The following is a 19,577-nucleotide window of genomic DNA, read 5'->3' on the forward strand; positions in this document are numbered from 1 at the left end:
TATCAGTCAAGGTTGAATTGCGCGCGGGCTTCTCTCGCCCGCCGCTCCAGCTCCGCCCGAATTTCCGGCGGTTGTCGCAACGCACCGAGGCGTTGGAGACCCTGCCAATCGTTCGGGCGATGGCGGACATCGACACGACGCAGGGTGCTGACGTCAACCCATTCCTCGAATCGCGAAATATCCTGGGCATCGATAACGGGCTCATCGCCGAACCGCTCCGCGAATTCGCACTCAGGCACGTCCTCGAATTCGTACCAGCGGACCCGGCGGCGGTTGCCGTCGACGGCGTCGATGATCACCCAGCCGTGCTCGATATGACGCGCCTCGCAGTGCAGCGGAAAGAGGGCCGGGTGGCGGCCGATCGGGATGACGATGGCCAATGAGAGTTGTTGTTCAGACACGTTGCAATCCTCCAGTTCGATGGTCAATGTGATGACATTCGGGATACTGGCGTGCTCGGTAACGGAGGATCCCCCCGACGCGGGGCCGGTGGGCAACGGGCAAGGTGAGCACGCACCGCGTTCTCGACCACGGACTCCTCGATCTCGGTCTTCGATCCCAGCAGGGCAAGAACCTGCTCGTCGATCGTTCCTGGTATCACCGGAATGATCACGAAGACATCGCGCGTCTGTCCGTTGCGATAGGCACGGTCCTCGCGCTGGCGCTGCATGGCTGGCGTCCACGGCTGCGAGGCTAAAATCACATAGTTCGCAGCAGTCAGCGTAATGCCGACGGCCGCTGCGGATGTTCCGATGAATACCCGCACGGCGGGATTCTGCTGGAAAGCATCCACTGCACGCTGTCGTGAGCTACCGTTGTCACTACCCACCAGCGTAACGCAGTCTATGCCGGCATTCTTGAATGACTCTTTCATAAAGTCAACGGTCGGCATGAACTCGCAGAAGATGATGACCTTGTCGTCCGTCTGCAGGGACTGGACAGTCTCGATGAGGAAGTCCGTCTTGATGATCTCGAGATGTTGGCGCAGCTTGGTAATTTTTGGCATCACGGGCAGGCTCATGTCGGCGAGGATCCGCTGATACTCGTCGAGGCCTTCGGCCGGGGTCACGTAACGCACCTGGTGCGTCTTCTTGCCGAGCCCCTTGAGCACCTTCTTCGACCGGCGCAGCATCCAGTCAGCGACCGCCTCGGCGAGCGCCTGGCGCTGCGCCGGGCCACCGCTGTACGCCTTGCGGAACTCCCTGAGCTCCAGCATACCGATCGGATGACCAGAGAGGCGCAGCAGCGTGTGCATCTCGATTTCGCGATTCAGAATCGGCGTGCCGGTGAGCAGGAAGCGTCGCGGAATGCGTTCAGCCAGGATGAAGGCATTTCGGGTTCGGCCGGCGTTGTGTTCCTTGAGGTTGTGCGCTTCGTCGACCGTGAACACCTCGAAGTCGATCGACGCCCGGACCAGGCCACCCAGACGCTCGAAGTTGGCGATGACCCAGCGGCAAGCCGGCAACGTGCTCATGCGATCGTCGCCGACCATGCCAACCACGTCATTCGGGAAAACCATGTGAATCTCGCGCTCCCAGTTGATGCGTAGTGACGACGGACACGTCACCAGGATCCTGCCGTGCTCGCCGGCCGCCAGGCGCGACGCCACCACAGCCTGTCTGCTCTTGCCAAGGCCCATATCGTCGGCCAGTAAGGCGGAAGATCGCGCCAGGAAGTGGCGCACGCCGGCGGGCTGATGATCCATCAAGCTACAATCGATTGCGGCCCTGGCCAGCATTGCCTCGTCGACCGGCAGATGCACCAGCGGCCGAGCGCAGCTCGACAGAAATCCGCTGCCCTCCTCCTCCTCACCCTCCACGGCACCGTCGCCGAATACCGGCGGCGCACCAGGTACGCTGATCGGCATCTCGGCCTTGGGCTTCGAGACGAGATCCTCTAGGTGCATGACGTGCTCGTGCACGAAAACATGCAACGGATCGACGCCGGCAATGCGCTGCAGGGCATCAAGGATCTGCGCTACGGACCCTGCCACATCCCAGGCTTGAGCGTACTTGTGAAACCGGCCGCGCAGCGAGCGCATCGCGTCGATGAAGAAGCTGTCGTAGGCACCGGAAACCGCATGATGCCCGGGCTGATCCAGCGGAATAATCTGCAGGTCCAGCATCTCGGTGAAATAGTCCGGCGTCGGCGTGGCTTGCGCGCCCTTGATCACCGCCGGCAAGTCGTCGAGATCCAGGTAGGCCGTCGGGAAGGCGTCGGCCAGTTGGCGGGCCAGGTGCTGGCCATCGAGCGGGCAACGGAACACCCACTGACGACGTGGTGCAAACCAATGCGAATTCAGGGCGCGAAAGGCGCCTGCAGGCGATTCCAATGCAGTGGTCGCAATACCAAGCCGCCGGCCGTCGCTGACGGCGCGCAGGACTGCCTTGCGGCGCGCGGGCGCGATCGGGGTGGGAACGTACATGACCGACCTCCCGTTTCTCAGTGCAGGATTCGACGCGGATCGACTGTCCACGGCCGGGTCAAGGGGGTCAAGCCGTCGTCACCGCGCAGCCGGCGTATCCGCTCGACCTCACTATCTGGCGTGTCGTTGCCGGTCAGCGGGATCAAGTGCCGCAAGGCCTGCGCCAGCGGAGAAAGCGAATCCGAGACGGCAATCAAGGCTTCCGGTGTGCTGACGTCCTCAGAAATGCTTCGCAGCTTGGCGATGACTTCGTCAACCCGAGCGAAGTAGAAAATCCGCCGCGCGCTGCGTTTTTCCCGCTGGATCAATCCGGCGGCGACCAGGCGCCGTATCGCGGCCTCCACCTGGCGGATGCTCGGCCAGTTGAGCGAGCAGGCAATATGGGGCACCGTCGCCTCCACCCAGACCAGACGCGTGCTGTCCCAGACCGAACACCGACGCAATAGATAGCCCAGCACCAGGGCATCGATGGTACGTAGCCGGGTGGCCACCATCAACGCCCCGAACTCTTCCATGCCGGTGATCCAGCGTTCTACGCGCGAAATCACTAGGCTCTGCCGGCGCTCGATCCTTTCGAGCTCGCCATACCGCTCGTCTGCGCGCTGCAGGTATTCTAGGCGAGAGCGGGCCACAGATTGCAACTGGCGATGCTCGGTTGCCAATTGGTCATGCAAGGCATCGTTTTTCCAGGCGATATCCATCTGCTCATCGAAAAACGACAGGGTCTCCCGCTTCATGGCCACGAACGCTCGCATGATCTGGATATTTACGTCGATCGCGCGCTTGCTGTTGAGGACCGACGAAAGCATGGCCACGCCCTGCTCAGTAAACACGAAGGGCGAGCTGCGGCGACCGCCGTGCACCAAACTTGAGGTCACAGATTGTGATCTCAAGACGGCAAGATCATGTTTTTCAAGTTGATACATAAAGTCTTTGGGAAAGCGATCCGGGTTACGTTTCACAGCCTGGACCAGTACGCGAGTTTCCACCCCATACAGTTCCGCCAGATCTGAATCCAGCATGACTTCGACGCCCCGAATCGTATAGACCGGCAATGGCTGTTCAAGTTGAATGTGCATCATCTGTGCGGGTGCTTCGGTTGAAACAGGCACAGCTTGTTCATCTACGGTGTCATCTTCCTTCATGCTCGTCTCCTGGGTGAGTGGGGCGATTTGTCAATGAATCATTGAGTTATGCCCTTGAGATCACAAATTGCGACCGCAAAGGCAAGTAGCGTTGCCCGACGAGGGCATGCCTTGGGAATGCGCAGGACATGGAAAGGCGGCTGGTTCAATGCCGCTGTCGGTGCAAGAGGCAGACCGCTCGCGCGGATTACAGGCGTTTGGGTTCGTGCCGGACGGACAGGCCGAGCCGGGTCAGCGAGATGAACAAGGGCTTCAGAAGGTCGAGCGCCCGTGCCTTACGCTTCAGGTAGTCAATGAGTTGCTCGCAGGAGCCTTGTTGCAAGGTCCACCAGCAAGAGACATCGAGTTCATCGTCCAGCGGGCCATTGAGACTCTCCCGCAGATGGTCGATCAGTTGATGCGCCATGTGGACGACAGAGGCATCATCCGGATGCTGTGCCAGATAGCTGGCGAGGTGATAGTAGTGCTCTATCAGCACTGCTGTAAGCGCCTGGCGACGACGGTTGTCCCGATCATCGATGGCGTACTGCGGATCGCGTGGATCGTTGCTTGGATCTTGGTTCATGCTACTCACTCCCGGTGGTCGATGGTTTTACGTGCGGGTGACTGGAACGGCACGGTGCCCCGGTGGTGTGAGTTGGAATTCTAGTTCAGACGGGCGTCAATAGCGATCATGCAGCGGCCTTTTCGGCGGCTTCACGTTTCGGCTTGACCGTGATGGATTCGATGCGATTGAGACAGAGCGTGATGTCGTCCGCAATGATCTGGAAGCCCGGCACCTTTTCCTCAGCCCCCTCGACCTTGTACTCGAACTCGCGCAGCCGACCTTCAACCTTGATCCGCATGCCTTGGCGCAGCAGACGTGCGGCTTCCTCGCCCCGTTTGTCCCAAATCGACACCGCCATCCAGAACCCACCGCTTTGGGTGTACTCGCCGGCCGCCTCGTCGTACTGGTACTCATCGAAAAAGACCCGCATTTCGGCAACCTTCCGGTCCTCACCGCCGATGCGAACCGTCTTGAGCGTTGGCGCAGCGGCGAGATTGCCCTTCCCTTGGAACACATTGGACATTGCATACTCCTTCAGTAGCGCCGATTGAAAAACCCGAGCAGTGGTGGCGCAGCACACTGGCGGGAGAAAGCTACTTGTTGCTCAGGACTTCGCGGACTTGAACTGCTGGGCCAACTCCATGTAACGCTCAGCCGCCCGCAATGCAGACCGAGTGATTGACTCTTCGGCATTGAGTCGCATCGCCAATGCCGTCGCATCGCGATACCACTGCGCCAGCGTCGGCAACTGCTGGTCAAAGCGCTCCGGCATTTCGTCCCAGGACATATGGCGAGTCGAAGCCACCTCGCGCCAACGGACAGAATGCTGGCGATAGGGGATTCGCCGATCCGGATCGGGGCGCCGATGAATCGTGAGATAGAACGAGAACCCTGGCACTGCCCGCGAGGCGGCAACGAGCTCGTCCATCTCCTGACGAATCTGGTCGAGCTCGGCCCGCAGCGTCACCAGATCGATCCAGACGTTTGCCCGCCGCGCGCGCCCCCTACCCGTAAAGGCCTTTATGTCAGCAACGTGTTGACGCGGCTTGGCTGTCCCACCAGCGACAGGTGCAGTTGCCGCAAAATCCATCCTTTTCATCACAGCTCCTTGCGCCATAACTGCGCTCAAACCAAAGCGTCGGTTGCTGCATCCGGTTCGGCCGTATCCTGCTCGGCCATCGCCAGTTCTTCACCGACCCGGGCAAGCAACGCCCGCTCTGCTTCAGTCAATTGCGTGTGTCGCCGGGTATGCGGCGGCAGCACCTTTCCAGCAAAGATATCGGCCGGCACCGCACCAAAGATCGCCGTCACGGCCTCGGCTCGCTTCTTCCCTTCCTCGTCGGCCGACGGAAGAAAGTCGGCACGGCACAGACGCGACAATTCCGGGCGCCACAGGAAACGATTGAAACGCGCGATTTCTTCGGACCAGCCGCGAATCCGCCGCGTGATGTTGCGAATCACGTCATGGCCCTCCGCATCGGTCAGGCGGCCTTTGCGCACCGCTGTCTTGATGACCCGGACGGTATAGTCGTAGTCGACCACCAGCTCGGCGAGCATGTAGCCGTAGGGGCTAGTGAATTGCAGCGACACACTCTTCGGATCGGCAGATTTCAGGACCGAATAGCTCAGCCCCTTTGCTTCCATTTGGCGCAGCTTACCGAGATGTGTTTCAGCCAGTTGCTGCAGTTCCTGGCCAAATTGTTGCAGCCCCTGGCTCGCCCGCAGCAGCGCCCAATCGGCGTAGGGGTTGTCGTGAGCCGTCTGCACCCAGAAGCTGCGCAACGCGGCAGCGCAGAACTTGATGCCGATGATTGGTTGATACTTGCCGTCCGGATCCTTGCGCCGCCCCATGAACAGCCGGAAGGCCTCCTTGGTATGCAGCAGCATGGAATCCTCTGCTTCATTGACCAATCGGCCCAGACTGCGAATCTGGTTGGCCTCGATATACTGCACCTGCTCGTTGGCCCCTTGATCCAGCCGGTACGTCAGACGCGCCTTTTCCAGCCGCTCCTTCCGTTCCTGGAGTGCCGCATACCGAGCCCAGCGCGGATCCTTGTCGGGCTCATCCATGGCATCCATGTCGGCCAGCGCCGCCTGCTCCTTCTCGATCGAGTAGCCATCGCCAAAGGGCGATTTCGGCTCGGTGAGAAACTCGATATGACCCCAATCCGTTTCGGCCGCGCCGATCGGTGGTGGATCGATTTTCTTGCGTTGGCTCGGCACCTGCGCCGTCCGGCGCGGAGCGCGTACCGATGCTTCATTGCTCATCGACAACTCCTTCTTGGTTCATGGATGGAACCTCGCCGAAGATTCTCGACAAGGCGGGTAACGGCGTGATGCCGGGAATGATGTTGGCGGGTGCTGCTGGTTGCGCCAGCAGTGCGCGCAGTGCATCACCGTCGACGCGGTAACGTGTCGTGGTTTGAGGATGCTCTTTCAGTTCGATCAGCCCAGCTTCCTGGAGGGTTCTGATCGCCCTGGGAATGGTGCGATAGACGACGCGGTCGCCAAGCATTGCAGCAAGCTCGCGATAGCTGAGCGCCACAAAGGCAAGATCGGCTTGCTGGCCGAGCAGCGCCGACAGCACAGCGACTGCGCTGTAGTCGCCCTCAAAACGATCCAGAAGTTCGGTAAAAAAACGGTCAGGGGTCATTGCATCTCCTGACTGTGCAAATTCGGCACAATGATTGCGCCGTATTCATTGTGCCGAATGTGCACAGCATTCACTGCTCGCATTTCGTTTCCTTTACGATCATCCCGATCGTCTTCAGTTGTTCGCGGAAGAACGACGGGATACCTGCGCGAGGTACGGCGGCACTGGGTCTTTGCGCGACTTGCATTTCGGCGGGTACCTGGCGTGCCTTTGCGAGTGCTTCGTCGAGTTGCTGACGGCGCTCGCGGCGATAAGCCTCATCAACACCGGCCGCCGGTACAAACGCCCCTTGCTTCGCCTTGCTGACCAGGGTGGCCAGGTAGCTCAAGGGAACGCGGATGCGGCCAAGTCGCAGTTGCGCCGCCCACTCGTCGACAACGCGTTGCGCAAGCTTGGTATCTGGAAGCGTGGCCAGCATCTGGCAGGCCGATACGGTTTCATCGTCACGCAGGTCAGGCAGAACGATCGCACTGAGATCAAGCGCAGTTGCTCTTTCCTTTGCCATGGGCAAACCACTACTACCTGCGGCGCTAGGCGCGGCCACACCAGTTGAATCTGCTCTAGGTGGTTGTAGGGGTAAACCAATCTGTTTACTAACTTCGTTAACAGATGTGCCGAAACCGGCAAGCTTGTTTGCCGGTTTCGGAAAGTCTAGTTTGCCGGTTTCGGCAGGTCTGGAATGTACGTTTCCGCCATTCCAGTTTGCCGGTTTTGGAAGGTCTGGATTGCACGAATCCGCCATTCCTGAAAAATCAAAGGCTTGTTGCAGAATAGCGCCTGTTTCAGACGCTTCACCACTGGTGTCGCTATCCAAGTCATCGCATTCTTGGGCTGGTAGCGGCTGGCGAACCACATGCTGACGTTTCGCAGACAACAGGCGTGACAGTTGATCCAGATTGATGCGGGTCAGCGTCCTCGGCTGGACGCCACCGCTGGACGACTCGTCGGCGATGCCCATCGTCTTGATGATATGCCTTGCCGTTCTCAGCCGTTTTTCTGATACCCCCAGCATTTCGGCACTTTGTCCCAGCGGAAGATCCAGCCAGCCGTTGCCAGCATCCAGTTCGCGATCGCGACCGTTGAGCGTGAAGTGGCCATTGATCGCATCACGCTCAACGGTGCGTAGCTTCTGACACAGTTCAGAGAGGTAGAGCGCTGCCGTCACGGAACCCGTGATGTCGGCGAAGCCGCGCAGGAATGCCACCGGGCGGCCGAGCAGCGCCAGTGTCGTGCGATCGCTCCAATGCCAGGCGCTGAACGCCCGGTGCGCGTACTTGGCGATCGCCTTGCCGAGTGCGTCAAGATCCACGCGGTAGTGCATCCGGGCCGGTGCGCCCATCAGGCGCTCCTCGACACAGCCGCATTGACGCAAGTAAGCCCTGGCTGCGTCCTGCTCATGCCGGGACAGCCCTGTTGTCTTGCGCCAGTCCCGAGCGGTATGCCAAAACCACCCGTCGCGTTCTGGGTGGTCGTTGACGTACCTTCGGGTCCAGTACAGCATCTGGCTCAACATCAGGGCCGCGTTGGCGGAACCGGTGATCCGCTGCAGCGCCGGGTAATAGAGGATGAAGCGCTGTGAGATTGGCGCAAGTACCGACTCGATACGCGTGCGACTGGTGGCCGCGTGGCCAGCGACCGACGCGCTGTTCGGTTGCGTCTGAATCTTGATGGGCATGGTGCCGTGCGGTCCGCGTTGCGGATCCTGCCGGCGGGCAACCATGGCGATCGAGACTCTCATCGTGCCAGAGATTTTCCAGTTGCCGCACGCATGGCCTGGCGCTCTGCATGGAGACGTTGTGCGTGCGCTTCCATGGCCGCGTGCAATTGCGGCAGCACGATGCGGTAAGCGAGCGGCGCATTGGGCGCGCGGCGCTCTTCAAGCAGGTTCAGGGCTCGCAACCTGGTGCGCGCGGTCTCCTGCTCGCGCCTGGACAGGCCCGTTTCCAGTAGCCACTCCTGTTGGCTCTTGACAAACCAACCTTCGGCGTCAGCGCCCCGTTCAGAGACATGGTAGATCGCATAGGCCAGCCACAGCGCAGCCGTAACGCTGCCGGTGACATCGATGTAGAGGCGGTGAAAAACGATCGGCGTCTGGCCGAAGAGCTCCAAGAGAAGCGTTGGATTGACGCCTTGGTCCAGGGCATGAAACTCGCCGCCGCCGCTCGATAGGTCGTCAATGGCTGCGTAGGGATTGTTAGACCGAGAAGGGATCATGGCTGCACTTTTCGCACTGCGTAGCGGCTGGTAACCACTGTGGTCCCATCTGCAAATTCCACCAGCGCGGAATTCATGCGGCCGGTGACGAGAACGCGGCAAAGCTGGCCGTGGCGCTCTGGGAGCCATTTTCGCCAGTACCAACGGTGCGTCATCATCAAGCACCACCGCTGCGAGCGGTTGACCGTGCGCCAGGCGGCGTCATGTCCCCGAACTCATTGACCACCGACCAGAGTTGGTTCAACTGGTGATCGGGGAAAAGTTGGTGCAACTCGAAGAAGCGCTGGCGCTCCGGATGCGCCTTGCAAATTGCATCCCACGCCGCATGAATACGTTCCCGCACGTTGACATCCGGCATGGAGGGGCGTCCCACGGTTTCGTGGTCAGGGCCGCATAGCGCTGCCCGCATTTCGCGGAGCTCGCTGATCGATTTGCGAAACATCTTTGCCAAAAGCCAGGACGGCAATTGATGGGTCACATAGTATTCTAGGAGCTGTTGGTCCCGAACGATGTCGTCGAGTCGGAGAAATGCAGTGTTCAACTGATGCGCGTTGATCTTGATCTCGATTCCGATCGACGAATCCTTCGCGATCCGAGCAATGTCGCTCATGCTGCGCGTGCGCAACGCCTGCAGCAGGTCTCCAGTCATCCCGCTTTGCAGCAGCGGCTCGATCTCACCAAGATCAATCAGGCCGACGAAATACTTGAGGACCGTCCAACGAACCTCTGAGTCATTTACGGGGATGCTGTCCATGATTTTGTCCAACTGTCCTGCGGTTTAGCTGATCGCTTCTGGTGAGTGTTGTTCGCCGCCGTTACTGCTGACCTTGGAGGTCGACCAGATCGTTGGAGATGCCGCGCTCGCGACGGTACTGATCCAGGCATTTCCCCCACTGGTCATAGGCCTCACAAAACGCCATCCACGAACCCACCAATTGCGGATTGCGCAGCACGATTAGGAGGTCATCCTGTCCCAGGCTCATGTCCATCGTCCTCCCTGTTACCCCGCCCAGGTTGTCATCCCAAACGTTGTAGAGAACGTCCATGGAATCGTAAGGAATCATCGCGGCCTGACGCCAGGTCGAGTCTTCTGGCAGGCGGGATGCAAACGGGAAATACGAGGTCGGCCTGCCGTCACTGGTCACGATTACGCCACCTAACTGGCCAGAAAGCAGCGCCGTCATGCGGTAGGCTATCGCCCGAATCGCGAGTTGATCCGGCTGCAGCTCGCCCAGCTCAGGATCAAGCAGATTCCACATGCCATTTTGCCGAGATTCGAGAATCTCGGACGGCAAGTCCAGCCAGAACAGGTAGGGAACCTTCGTGTCATCCGAAAAACGCAACCACTGCGAAATGCGTGTGAGGTTGCACCAATTCACCAGCTTGTCAGCGAAGTCACGCGAAATGCGTTGCATGGCCTCGTCAGTCATTTCGCTCAGCGATTGAACAGCGGCAGTATCCTCCGCTGCTGCCTGGCGAACGGGTTCCGGCTCCACCAGTGTCCCCGTATCCGTATCAGACGCCGGCGGCACGTCGACAACCGTTGCCGGAGTAGCTGCAGGCTTGCGACGATCAAGGCCGGCTTCGGTCGTAATGATTTTGGTGGGCTTCGGCTTAGTCGCCGCACTGGCACCATTGCCGACCACAGGGGATTTCGCATCGTCATTTGCTGGGGCGCTTGCAGGCGCAGGCGCTGTGTTGCCACTGAGCAACGTTTGCAAGGCCTCGGCCGATAGAGCGTCCTTGCTGCTCAGTGCCGAGAAAACCCGCTTTGCAGCATCTGGCTGCAATCCGAGAACGCTGGCTGCCAACGTATCAAGCTTCAGCAAGAGTTCATCCAGGACCGCCCCGCGCAGTGCTACGACGCTCGCGTCTTCGCCTTCCGGGCGAGACTTCAGTTCGGACGTCCGGGTCTTAAGACCTTCAGCGAAGCCAGCCAGCAAAGGCTGGACGTCCCTAGAGAAACGATTCTGGAAATCGCCTTTGACATTTAATGCCTTGGCCAGCACGTCGTATTGCGTGTAGCGCCGTTTGACTAGGCTGACATTATCCTTGGTTAGCCAAGGTCCAATGGCTTCCAGATTGGCGATAGCGAAGTTGTAGAGCAACACTGTGGCTTGATTGACCATCATGCCCATCTTCGCGGTCATTTCTTGGACATCACGAGTGCTCAGTGTGCGCCCCTCGTCTTTCTCGATTTCCGCGACCAGAGTGACGAGACCCCGCGCCTTTTCGATGAAAAGCGTATCCCCGCGGGCTTCGTTTTCGATCAGGTGGCTGGCCATGATGTCGGCCTCGCCCTTCCATGCGTGATAGACGCAGTTGACCTGATAGAAGCACTTATCGCCGGTTTCGGCGTAGAGTTCGTGCAGAATCTGCAGGCGGGTGTTACCGCCCATGTAGAGCATGTATTCGCTGCTCTTGCCGGGCCGCTTGGTGACGGTGAGATTGCCCTGCAGGCCACCACGATCGCGAATTGACGCCTTGATTTCGTGGTACTTCGGGTTTGCGGACGTTCTGGGATTACGATCGTAAGGCATGATGCGGTCGATCGGCAGCACCATGAACGAACCATCGTGTTCATCACCAGGGCGCAAGTCCTTAGCGGTGCTTTCCGGACCTCGTTGGGCAATATTCGCCGCCAGTTCCTGATCGGTCTGGCCCTTGATGCGCAGTGTCATGCGGTTTCTGGAGCTCACGTTTTTTATCGCCTCGCTGATGGGGATTGAGTGCGGGACATAGATAGGCTTGGTCTTGCTACTCATGACGATCCCGCCCGTCGGCGTCATCAAGGTCATTCGCGAACTGCGTGACATCGATCAATCCCTCGCAGCAGGCAGCGACGCTGCCCGCAAGCGAAGGAATGAGTTCCCAGACCAATTGATGCATGGTTGCGCCGGCCTTCGCGGGATCCAACCAGTGGACTGGGAGCTGGGCTGTTGCAGCCTGCTTGTACGCCACCGCATGCGGCACGGTGGCATCGAGCACATCAACACGTGCGCGCAAGTTGACGTATTCACGCCGGATCGACTGCGCGATGTCGCGCGAATCGCGAGTACGCTCCATGCGATAGATCAAGGCCTTCATCGGGGGGACGCTGATGCCCATGTCAGCGCTCGGCTCCAGTCGTTTTAGCAGTTCGAGCGTGCCGCTAGTGAATTCCCTGGCGGAAAGAATGTCCGGGGAGATGGGCGACAGGAGCACGTCAGCGGCCAGCACCGCGGCATCCTGTAAGTGACCGACGGCGCCCTGGGTGTCGATCAAAACAACGTCGTAAGCCTCATCGATGTATGGACTCCGCACTGCTTTCCGGATGCGAATAGCGCGGTCGATCCGCTGGGCTAGCCAATCCTGCAGCGTCCCTTCCGGGGCGTTCGCAAGCACGATGTCGAGACAACCGTCCGGATTCAGCGCAAAGCTGTCATCCGGCACCTTGAGGTCAATGTGGGAAATGCAATCGGGGGTAATGGTGCCGCGCTTGATGATTTCGGAAAGTCCGAACTCTGCACGTTGCGAAATGGGGTAATAGCGAGTGAGCGACGGCTGTACGTCAGCATCGATCAGCAAGACACGGACCCCAAGGTCCGCCAACAGCGCGCCAAGATTGGCGCTGAGCGTGGTTTTACCCACCCCACCCTTCGTGGATACTACGGTGATCCCGATCATTTATGACACGCCCTCATCGTGATTACAGAATGAGGACGAACGACCTGAAACCTAGCGCTGGATCGGCAAATTACCCAATTTGCATAAATACAAATTATGCGCGAATATTCTTGACCGGCTTCATCGATGACCTTCTGACAATCCCGCCCTGATTTATTAGAATGGCATCTTTGCATGATTTAGCCATATGCAGCAATCTCTCGGAGAGATCGCATAAGCGCTAACCACTGGAGTTGGAAACTTGCTGCGTCCCCTGGTAGGTACCGCCGGCCCTTGCGGCGAAGACATGATTTTTTCTTCCGAGTTCGACGAGATTCAGGAAGCCCGGCGCTTCGACGATCCGTCGATTTCCCAAGGCGAATGGGTAACAACAATCAAGGAGGCGGATTGGCCAGCGGTGATCCGTCTCGGCGAACGCTTGCTCACGTCGAAAACCAAAGATTTACGCCTGGCGGCCTGGATGATCGAGGCGCGTGGCAAAACTGCCGGACTCGATGGTCTGGCCGAAGGCTACTGGCTGCTGGCAGGTCTGGCGGAAAACTTCTGGGCGTCGATCCATCCGCTGCCCGAAGATGCCGACGACGACGTCAGGGTTGGCGTACTCGACTGGCTGGTCAATCAAAGCGCCCGCTTGATCCGTGAAATTCCCCTGACCAAATCGAAAAAAGGACAGTTTTCCAGCATTGACCGGGAAACCGCCCGCAACGTGGCAAAAAACGTCGAACTCAATGCTGCGTACGCCGAGGAAGCGGCCCGCTCCGGCATGCTGACGATGGAGGTATTCGAAGCCGCCCTCAAGGATACGCCGCGCAGCTATTTCCTGACCCAGTTGCAGGCCGCCGAACGCCTGCAAGGCGCGATCAAGCGCCTGCAGGAGGTTGTCGAGCCGCTGCTTGGCGAACAGTCTCCGGCATTCGGAGCAAGTCTCGAAGCGCTACAGGAAATGATGCACTTCTTCCGGCGGCAGGCCGGCAACGATCTTCCCGCGACGCCACCGGAAACCCAGGTCGATTCGAAAACTGAGGAGATGGTAGCCATGTTTGCCACCCCCGGCAGGACGGAACCGAGCATTGGCGATATTCCCGGGGAGAAGCAGGCCGGGCCGATTCGCTCCCGCGAGCATGCAATCTATCTGCTGCAGGAGATCGCTGGCTATTTCCGCCGCACCGAACCGCACAGCCCGGTTGCCTATCTGGCGCAGAAGGCTGCCAAATGGGGAACGATGCCGCTACACCAGTGGCTGCGCAGCGTCGTCAAGGACGACGCCTCGCTGTCTCACGTCGAGGAATTGCTCGGCGTCAACGCCATGTTACCGGACGACACAGACAGCGCCTCCTGAATGCCCGGCGCTCTTCGACTGAGCGCTGCCTAGCCAGTCTGCCGGAACTCTATGCGGCGGTTGCGTGCCCTGCCCTCCGCCGTCGCGTTGCTGGTTACCGGATGATCCGGCCCGGAACCCATGGCGCTCAGCGATTCAGCCGGAATCCCCTTGCTGACCAGGTAATCGCGCACGCTGTTGGCGCGGGCCAGGCTGAGGCTGACATTGGCCTGGCGGTTACCGGAACTGTCGGTGTGGCCGATGATCTGCACCTTGGGCATGCCGATCTGTTTCATCGCTGCCACCATCTCATCAAGGATGACGATTCCTTTGGGAGTGAGGGTCGCCGCCCCGCTTTCAAACTCGACGATGCGGTTCGACAGCGTCCGGTCGAGCACTTCCTGGGCGGCCGGACCAGCGACCACCAGGGCGTTGTCGACGGTGTAGGTCGGATTGAGCGCGAGGGCGATCTTGCTCACCACCTGTTGCCGCAATGCCTCGTTGGCAACCGTACCTTTCAGCGCGACGCGGGTGCCGGTGACCTGCATCTGTCCCTTGTGCACTTCCTTGAGGTTGTCGGTCAGCAGCTTGCCCATGTAATCCGCCCAGTTGGGCGGCGGTACGACGCCGCCGACTTCCAGCCGATCGACGATGTTGGCGGCGCCGAACACCTCGCGCAGCCTGCCGAGGATCGCCGCCCGGGCGGCTTCGTCGGGGACCACGCCGCTGGCGATGACGGCTCCCGGAGTGGCCTGGGCCGAAGGCAGCAGGCAGGCAGCCAGCGCCAGGCTGGCCGCAATGGTTCGGAATTTCATGCGCTCATTCTCCCAGATAGACTTCGCGGAACGTCTGGATCGTCAGTTCCAGCGTGATGGCGGGCTGTTCAAGATAGGCGGAAAGCTTGGCGATGCCGTACTCCCGGCTAGCGGCAAGTTGCTGGTTGACCCACTCCGGATCGACCAGGGAAATCACCCGCTCGCCGCTCGATTCCGGCGATATCGCGGCAATCAGCGCCGTGGCCGAACTGCCGTTGAAGCCGATGACCAGACGCGGCGCCTGTGGCGCACGCTGAATGAGGAACTGGGCTTCGACACCGGATTTGCGCAGGAAGGCGGTCACCAGGTAGATCCACAAGCCGGCGACCAGATTGCGGTTGCGTTCGTCCTTGGGCAAGGCGAACACCAGTTCCTTGTCGACCACGGCGTTGCCCTGCCCCAACAGCGGACGCATCAGCAGGCCAATGGCGAGGATGGTGCGGCGCACTGACGAACAGTCGGCAAAGCCGAGCATCGCGGCAAGGATTTCCAGCGTCGTCCGGCGCACGAAGTTTCCCAGCGGGTCGTTTTGCAGCGATCGGGCAAACTCGCCGGCCGCATCGATGCCTTCCAGCGTCGTCAGCAGGCTGGCCAGTTCGGCGCCCTGCAGGCCGGCTTCGCAGACGCCGGCCAGTTCGCCGAAAATCTGTACCAGCGCCACCGGCGCACAACGGAAAACCAGCGCGTCATCACGCTCGATGGTACCGGCCGTGATGAAGGGAAAACGCCGGCCCGAGGCATCGGTACTCGGCCGGATGTGACCGACCACCGAAATCCGGCTGCGAGCCCCGGCGAAGACGAAATCGACACCGACCGCGTTGTCGTAGGCGGTTTTCCAGCGCGGGTCTTCGGACAACTGCTCCATCGCCTGGGTGACCCATTTGTCCAGCACCTGGATCAACTGGTGCTGGCCGCCGCCCTTGATGAAATCCCCTCGTGACGGAATCTTGCCGAAGCAGACCGCGCCCTTGCTACCGGAAGTCATTGCGCACCTCCCGCCGCGGCAGGTACAGGCGTGGCCGGCGCCGCCGACACAGGCGCTGCCACTTCGTTGGCGGCCGTTGCAACCACCGGCTCAACCTGGGCAATCACCGTCGGCAGGCTCAGGCCGTTCCAGCCTCGCTCCCCTCCTCCGTCGTTCGAGCGCCCCGACTGCGCCTGGGGACTGCTCAGGAGGCGCAGATCGATGCTGACCTCGACCCCGCGGTTGGCCCATTTCAGGCGGAAGGAACCGTCGGACAGGCGGGTGCGCGATGCCGAGTTGATCATCTTTTCCAGGCCGAAACGCCCCGGAATGTTGATGATGTCGACCGTCTCGCCGTCGAAGGTGGTGGCCTGGATGCGTGCCCCCGGCGTCCCGGCAGGGTTGGGCCAGATGAAGTTGGCCCACTGCGACGCCCCGTTGCGATAGTTGAGCTTTTGTCCGTCGACTTCGACGACGTAACTGATCGTCCCTGCCGCCGGCTGCGGGCGCAGCATGAAGACAGTCTGCGCCTGATTAGCCCCCTGATTGTCGGCGGCGACGCCACCTTCCAGCGGTGCCACCCAGCGCGAGAAGCCGCTCATGAAATCCGCCTGCAACGCCAGACCAAGGTCGCCCCAGGTACGCGGCGTAATCGTGTTGCCACGGCGCTCCACCAAACCGCCCAGCGTGGTTTCGGCAAATTTCGCCACCGCCCCTTCCGGCCCGAAAATCTGGGCGATTTCCCCGGGACTGGCCTCGATTCCAGCTTGCGGCGAGAACGGATACTTGATCGCCAGCTTGCGGCTGAAAGGTTCCTGGACCTGAGCGACCCAGGTCTTGTTCAGTTCTTCCGAAGCGGGCCGGATGATCGCCGCGTAGGTCTGCAGCAGCGGGCGCAGCAGCAAGGGACGCAGCACGTTGCGCTGGCTGTCCGGAATGCCGGTGAGCATCTGCTCGTCGACGAAACGCAGGGTTTCCGCCAGTTCGGAGTTGCTGCCGCTGATCGTGTCGCGCATCAGGCGCAGCGCCCCGGCGCCGGGATCGCCCTGGTTCTTGAGCTGGTTCAGGCGCGTTCTAAGCTTCGACAACTGGCCGAGATAGGTGTCGATCAGCGGGTCGCCGCCATCGCGCGGCACGACCAGCCGGGCCACCCCGGCAAACTCCTGGCCGACCGGCCCCATCGGGATGCCCTTGGCCGCCGCAACGTTGACATCGACCTGGACCCGGCTCGGCGACATGCGCAGGATCGAGCGTTTGAACCACTCGACGAAACCCTTCTGGGCGCGTTCCAGCCCCAGGTTGGCAACCGACGGATTGTCCCAGGCGGTCTGGTCGAAAATCACCTTGACCAGGGTACCGATCGGCGAATTCTGCGGGTCGCCGATCCGTCCCATCGCCGCCACGGCTTCAGGGAAGGAGGCGAATGAAGCGACGCTGACGCCCTGGACGAAGCGTTTCCATTCTTCGACGTAATCCTGCTTGTACATCGCGATCAGCGTCTTCTGAATCTGCTCCGGACTTCCCTCGAGCGTCAGATCGTCGCTGGTCGAGGTCATCAGCACCCAGTCGGCGTTCTTCTGGGCGTTGGTCGCCGCTTGCTTGATCGCCCCTTGCACGTAATCGCGCCAGGCTTCGGCGGTGAAGGTGCCGGAGACCACGCTGCTGCCGGTAACCAGTGCCGCGTTGTCGGGGCCGACGATATTGGCGACGGTCACCGGCGCAAAGCGGGTCGAAGCCCGCGCCTTGATCTCGGCATAGACCCGCTCCGCCGCCGGCATGCCGCGGACGACGCGGCGCAGCTTGTCGCGCACTTCATCGACCAGCGCCAGGTTGGTCGTGATCAACGGCCATTGCGGGTCGCTCGCGTGTTCGAGATGGAAGGACAGGATGCTGCCCGCCGAACGGATCATCTGTTCGCGGCTCATCGTCCCCCGGTTGGCCTCCAGCCAGCCGCGCCAGAAACGGGTGATCTGGTCGGAAAGGTGACCGGCGTCCACATGCTCGCGGCTGGACAGCATCAGGTAGGTTTTCAGCGCGTTATAGCCGTCCTCGACGTCGGACGGGATGGCATCGCGATAGGGGCCGCTGGCGGCAGTCCGCTGGACCGCCCCGGCGTTGCCCGCTTCCGTTCGTCTGAGCTGATTGCCCGGCAGGTTGACCTCGATGAGGAAGGCTTCGAGGTTTTCCTTCACCGGCGTCAGCATGATGCTGTTGATGCCGTGGAAATATTCGGTCCGCAGCTTGTCGGCCATTTCCCTGCCCTGGTAAAGGCCGAGGCCGATCGACAGCGGGTGCTCCTCGTTGAAGCGTTCGAGCTGGACCAGCCGGTCCTGCAGGATCGCCATCGCTTCGAGGCGAGATTGCAGGTCGATCCGTCCTTCTTGCAGGCGGATCGCCTTGGTGATGTCCTGCTGGACGTTTTCCAGCAGGCTGCGGTTGTTGAGATAGGACCAGCTCCAGCCGCCCAGCGTCAGGCCAAGCAGGCCCAGGGCGCCAAGCACGGCGGCCTGGCGCAGGCGCATCTTGAAACGGGTGGTGTGACGCCGGACCAGGTTGCGATCCGGGAAAATGACTTTGGAAAACAGTTCCTTGAGGAAGTAGCCATGGGTCATCGCAGTGCGCACCCCACTGCTGCTGCCGCCCTGGAGGGCGAATCTCTTCTGCACACGCTCGCTGGAAATCGGCGTGATGTCGTTGCTCTGTGTCGCCGAGGTGATGTAGAAACCGCGGAAGACCGGCTTGAACTGGAAGGGATTGTCCTCGAACAGCGTGGCGACGAAAGCGCGCAAGGCGTTCTTTATCGCTGCGAATTCGGAGGGGAAAATGAGCAGCCCGGGCATCGTGTTCTCGCCCTGAACCCGCGACAGCTGCGCCACGCTCATCGCGCGCAGGCCCTCGTAAAGCTCGTCGAAATGACGGTCGAACAGCGCGATCAACTCGTTGCCGGTCGATTGCTCGTAGGGAATCGTCGCCCCCCAGACGCGGTCGCGCTCGGTCCATTCCAGGTCGAGGAAGAAGTCGTGGAAGCCGGGAATCAGGTCGGCCTTGGTGAACAGCACATAGACCGGCGCGAAGACTTCCAGCTTTTCCGTCAGCTCCTGCACACGCTGGCGCAGGTTCTTGGCCAGGCTGATGGCGAAGGCGGGCGAATTGCCGATCAGTTCGCCGATGCTGACGGTTACGATGATGCCGTTGATCGGCGAATGCGGCCGGTTCTTCTTGAGCAGTTGCAGGAAGCCCAGCCATTCCTCGCGGTCTTCCTCATGCACCGAGTAGCGTCCGGCGGTGTCGAGCAGGATCCCCTCGGTGGTGAAAAACCAGTCGCAGTTGCGGGTGCCGCCGATGCCCTTGATGATCGCGTTGCCGCCGTCGTCGAAAGGAAACTTCAAGCCGGAATTGACGATCGCCGTGCTCTTGCCGGCGGCCGGGTTGCCGATCGTGATGTACCACGGTAGTTCGTACAGCGCTTCGGCACCGGACACTTGCCCCAGTTTGGAACCGCGGATCGTCCGGATGGCTTCGTGCATGCGTTTCTTGAGTGCCTCGATCTCGGCGGCGGATGCCGAAGCGCCCTTCTTCTGCAGCTTGTCGTCCGGGGTCTCGAGCATGGTGCCGATCGCCTCCCCGGCCTGCCGGGCGCGCCGGCGCCGCACCCACCAGACGACGCCCCAGACCGCCAGCAGCACGCCGCTGGCGATCGCTGCCCAAATCAGCGCCACCTTCAGCGTGCTGGCGCCGAGAAAGAAAAATGCCGTCAGGGCGGCGATGCCGACGATCGAAAGAAAGCGGGAATCGGTCAGGAGGGATCGGAGTCGATACATCGTTCAGGC

At 60.8% G+C, this 19,577-nt stretch carries 17 protein-coding genes; 1 reads left to right on the forward strand and 16 read right to left on the reverse strand.

Annotation, left to right across the window (positions count from 1 at the left end; all coding sequences use genetic code 11):
* Nucleotides 1–2: 2 nt before the first annotated feature.
* The 13 genes from AC0KWY_RS03500 to AC0KWY_RS03560 form a co-directional block, all read right to left on the reverse strand.
* The gene (locus tag AC0KWY_RS03500) at nt 3–428 is read right to left on the reverse strand and encodes a hypothetical protein (protein ID WP_474028264.1); all 426 of its coding nucleotides are present in this window, start codon (nt 426–428) and stop codon (nt 3–5) included.
* Nucleotides 425–2,425 (reverse strand): DEAD/DEAH box helicase, encoded by a 2,001-nt coding sequence (locus tag AC0KWY_RS03505; RefSeq protein WP_474028265.1) that lies wholly within the window; start codon nt 2,423–2,425, stop codon nt 425–427. The genes AC0KWY_RS03500 and AC0KWY_RS03505 overlap by 4 nt, the downstream gene beginning before the upstream one ends.
* A gap of 17 nt (nt 2,426–2,442) precedes the next feature.
* Nucleotides 2,443–3,570 carry an ORF6N domain-containing protein gene (locus AC0KWY_RS03510; protein WP_474028266.1) on the reverse strand — a complete coding sequence of 376 codons (1,128 nt, stop codon included), beginning with the start codon at nt 3,568–3,570 and terminating at the stop codon, nt 2,443–2,445.
* Between the two features lie 187 nt (nt 3,571–3,757).
* Nucleotides 3,758–4,135 (reverse strand): hypothetical protein, encoded by a 378-nt coding sequence (locus tag AC0KWY_RS03515; RefSeq protein ID WP_474028267.1) that lies wholly within the window; start codon nt 4,133–4,135, stop codon nt 3,758–3,760.
* Nucleotides 4,136–4,241: 106 nt separating this feature from the next.
* Complete coding sequence (locus AC0KWY_RS03520) at nt 4,242–4,640, reverse strand: single-stranded DNA-binding protein (protein ID WP_474028268.1); 399 nt, start codon at nt 4,638–4,640, stop codon at nt 4,242–4,244.
* Between the two features lie 81 nt (nt 4,641–4,721).
* Nucleotides 4,722–5,216, reverse strand: coding sequence for a hypothetical protein (locus tag AC0KWY_RS03525; RefSeq protein WP_474028269.1), 495 nt, complete (start codon nt 5,214–5,216; stop codon nt 4,722–4,724).
* Nucleotides 5,217–5,242: 26 nt separating this feature from the next.
* A complete protein-coding gene (locus AC0KWY_RS03530; protein ID WP_474028270.1) occupies nt 5,243–6,385 on the reverse strand; it encodes a PFL_4669 family integrating conjugative element protein in 1,143 nt (380 codons plus the stop codon).
* A complete protein-coding gene (locus AC0KWY_RS03535; RefSeq protein ID WP_474028271.1) occupies nt 6,375–6,770 on the reverse strand; it encodes a hypothetical protein in 396 nt (131 codons plus the stop codon). The genes AC0KWY_RS03530 and AC0KWY_RS03535 overlap by 11 nt, the downstream gene beginning before the upstream one ends.
* Before the next feature lie 70 nt (nt 6,771–6,840).
* Nucleotides 6,841–8,445 carry a hypothetical protein gene (locus AC0KWY_RS03540; protein ID WP_474028272.1) on the reverse strand — a complete coding sequence of 535 codons (1,605 nt, stop codon included), beginning with the start codon at nt 8,443–8,445 and terminating at the stop codon, nt 6,841–6,843.
* A gap of 59 nt (nt 8,446–8,504) precedes the next feature.
* On the reverse strand, nt 8,505–8,984 hold the full coding sequence (locus AC0KWY_RS03545; RefSeq protein WP_474028273.1) for a hypothetical protein: 480 nt from the start codon (nt 8,982–8,984) through the stop codon (nt 8,505–8,507).
* A gap of 157 nt (nt 8,985–9,141) precedes the next feature.
* Nucleotides 9,142–9,738, reverse strand: coding sequence for an STY4526/YPO1902 family pathogenicity island replication protein (locus AC0KWY_RS03550; protein ID WP_474028274.1), 597 nt, complete (start codon nt 9,736–9,738; stop codon nt 9,142–9,144).
* 61 nt (nt 9,739–9,799) lie between these two features.
* Complete coding sequence (locus tag AC0KWY_RS03555) at nt 9,800–11,782, reverse strand: ParB family protein (protein ID WP_474028275.1); 1,983 nt, start codon at nt 11,780–11,782, stop codon at nt 9,800–9,802.
* Nucleotides 11,742–12,650, reverse strand: coding sequence for a ParA family protein (locus tag AC0KWY_RS03560; RefSeq protein ID WP_474028276.1), 909 nt, complete (start codon nt 12,648–12,650; stop codon nt 11,742–11,744). The genes AC0KWY_RS03555 and AC0KWY_RS03560 overlap by 41 nt, the downstream gene beginning before the upstream one ends.
* Before the next feature lie 286 nt (nt 12,651–12,936).
* Here AC0KWY_RS03560 and tssA point away from each other — a divergent pair, with 286 nt between their 5' ends.
* On the forward strand, nt 12,937–13,989 hold the full coding sequence (gene tssA / locus AC0KWY_RS03565) for a type VI secretion system protein TssA (protein ID WP_474028277.1): 1,053 nt from the start codon (nt 12,937–12,939) through the stop codon (nt 13,987–13,989).
* A 29-nt stretch (nt 13,990–14,018) separates the two neighbouring features.
* Here the strand turns inward: tssA and AC0KWY_RS03570 are convergent, their stop codons facing one another.
* Genes AC0KWY_RS03570 through tssM form a run of 3 tightly spaced genes read right to left on the reverse strand, consistent with a single transcriptional unit; the run spans nt 14,019 to nt 19,568 of the window.
* Nucleotides 14,019–14,783 carry an OmpA family protein gene (locus AC0KWY_RS03570; RefSeq protein ID WP_474028278.1) on the reverse strand — a complete coding sequence of 255 codons (765 nt, stop codon included), beginning with the start codon at nt 14,781–14,783 and terminating at the stop codon, nt 14,019–14,021.
* Nucleotides 14,784–14,787: 4 nt separating this feature from the next.
* On the reverse strand, nt 14,788–15,768 hold the full coding sequence (tagF, locus tag AC0KWY_RS03575; protein WP_474028279.1) for a type VI secretion system-associated protein TagF: 981 nt from the start codon (nt 15,766–15,768) through the stop codon (nt 14,788–14,790).
* On the reverse strand, nt 15,765–19,568 hold the full coding sequence (gene tssM, locus AC0KWY_RS03580) for a type VI secretion system membrane subunit TssM (RefSeq protein WP_474028280.1): 3,804 nt from the start codon (nt 19,566–19,568) through the stop codon (nt 15,765–15,767). The genes tagF and tssM overlap by 4 nt, the downstream gene beginning before the upstream one ends.
* Nucleotides 19,569–19,577 lie beyond the last annotated feature (9 nt).

This window comes from Azonexus sp. MM2026_4, from assembly GCF_055901855.1.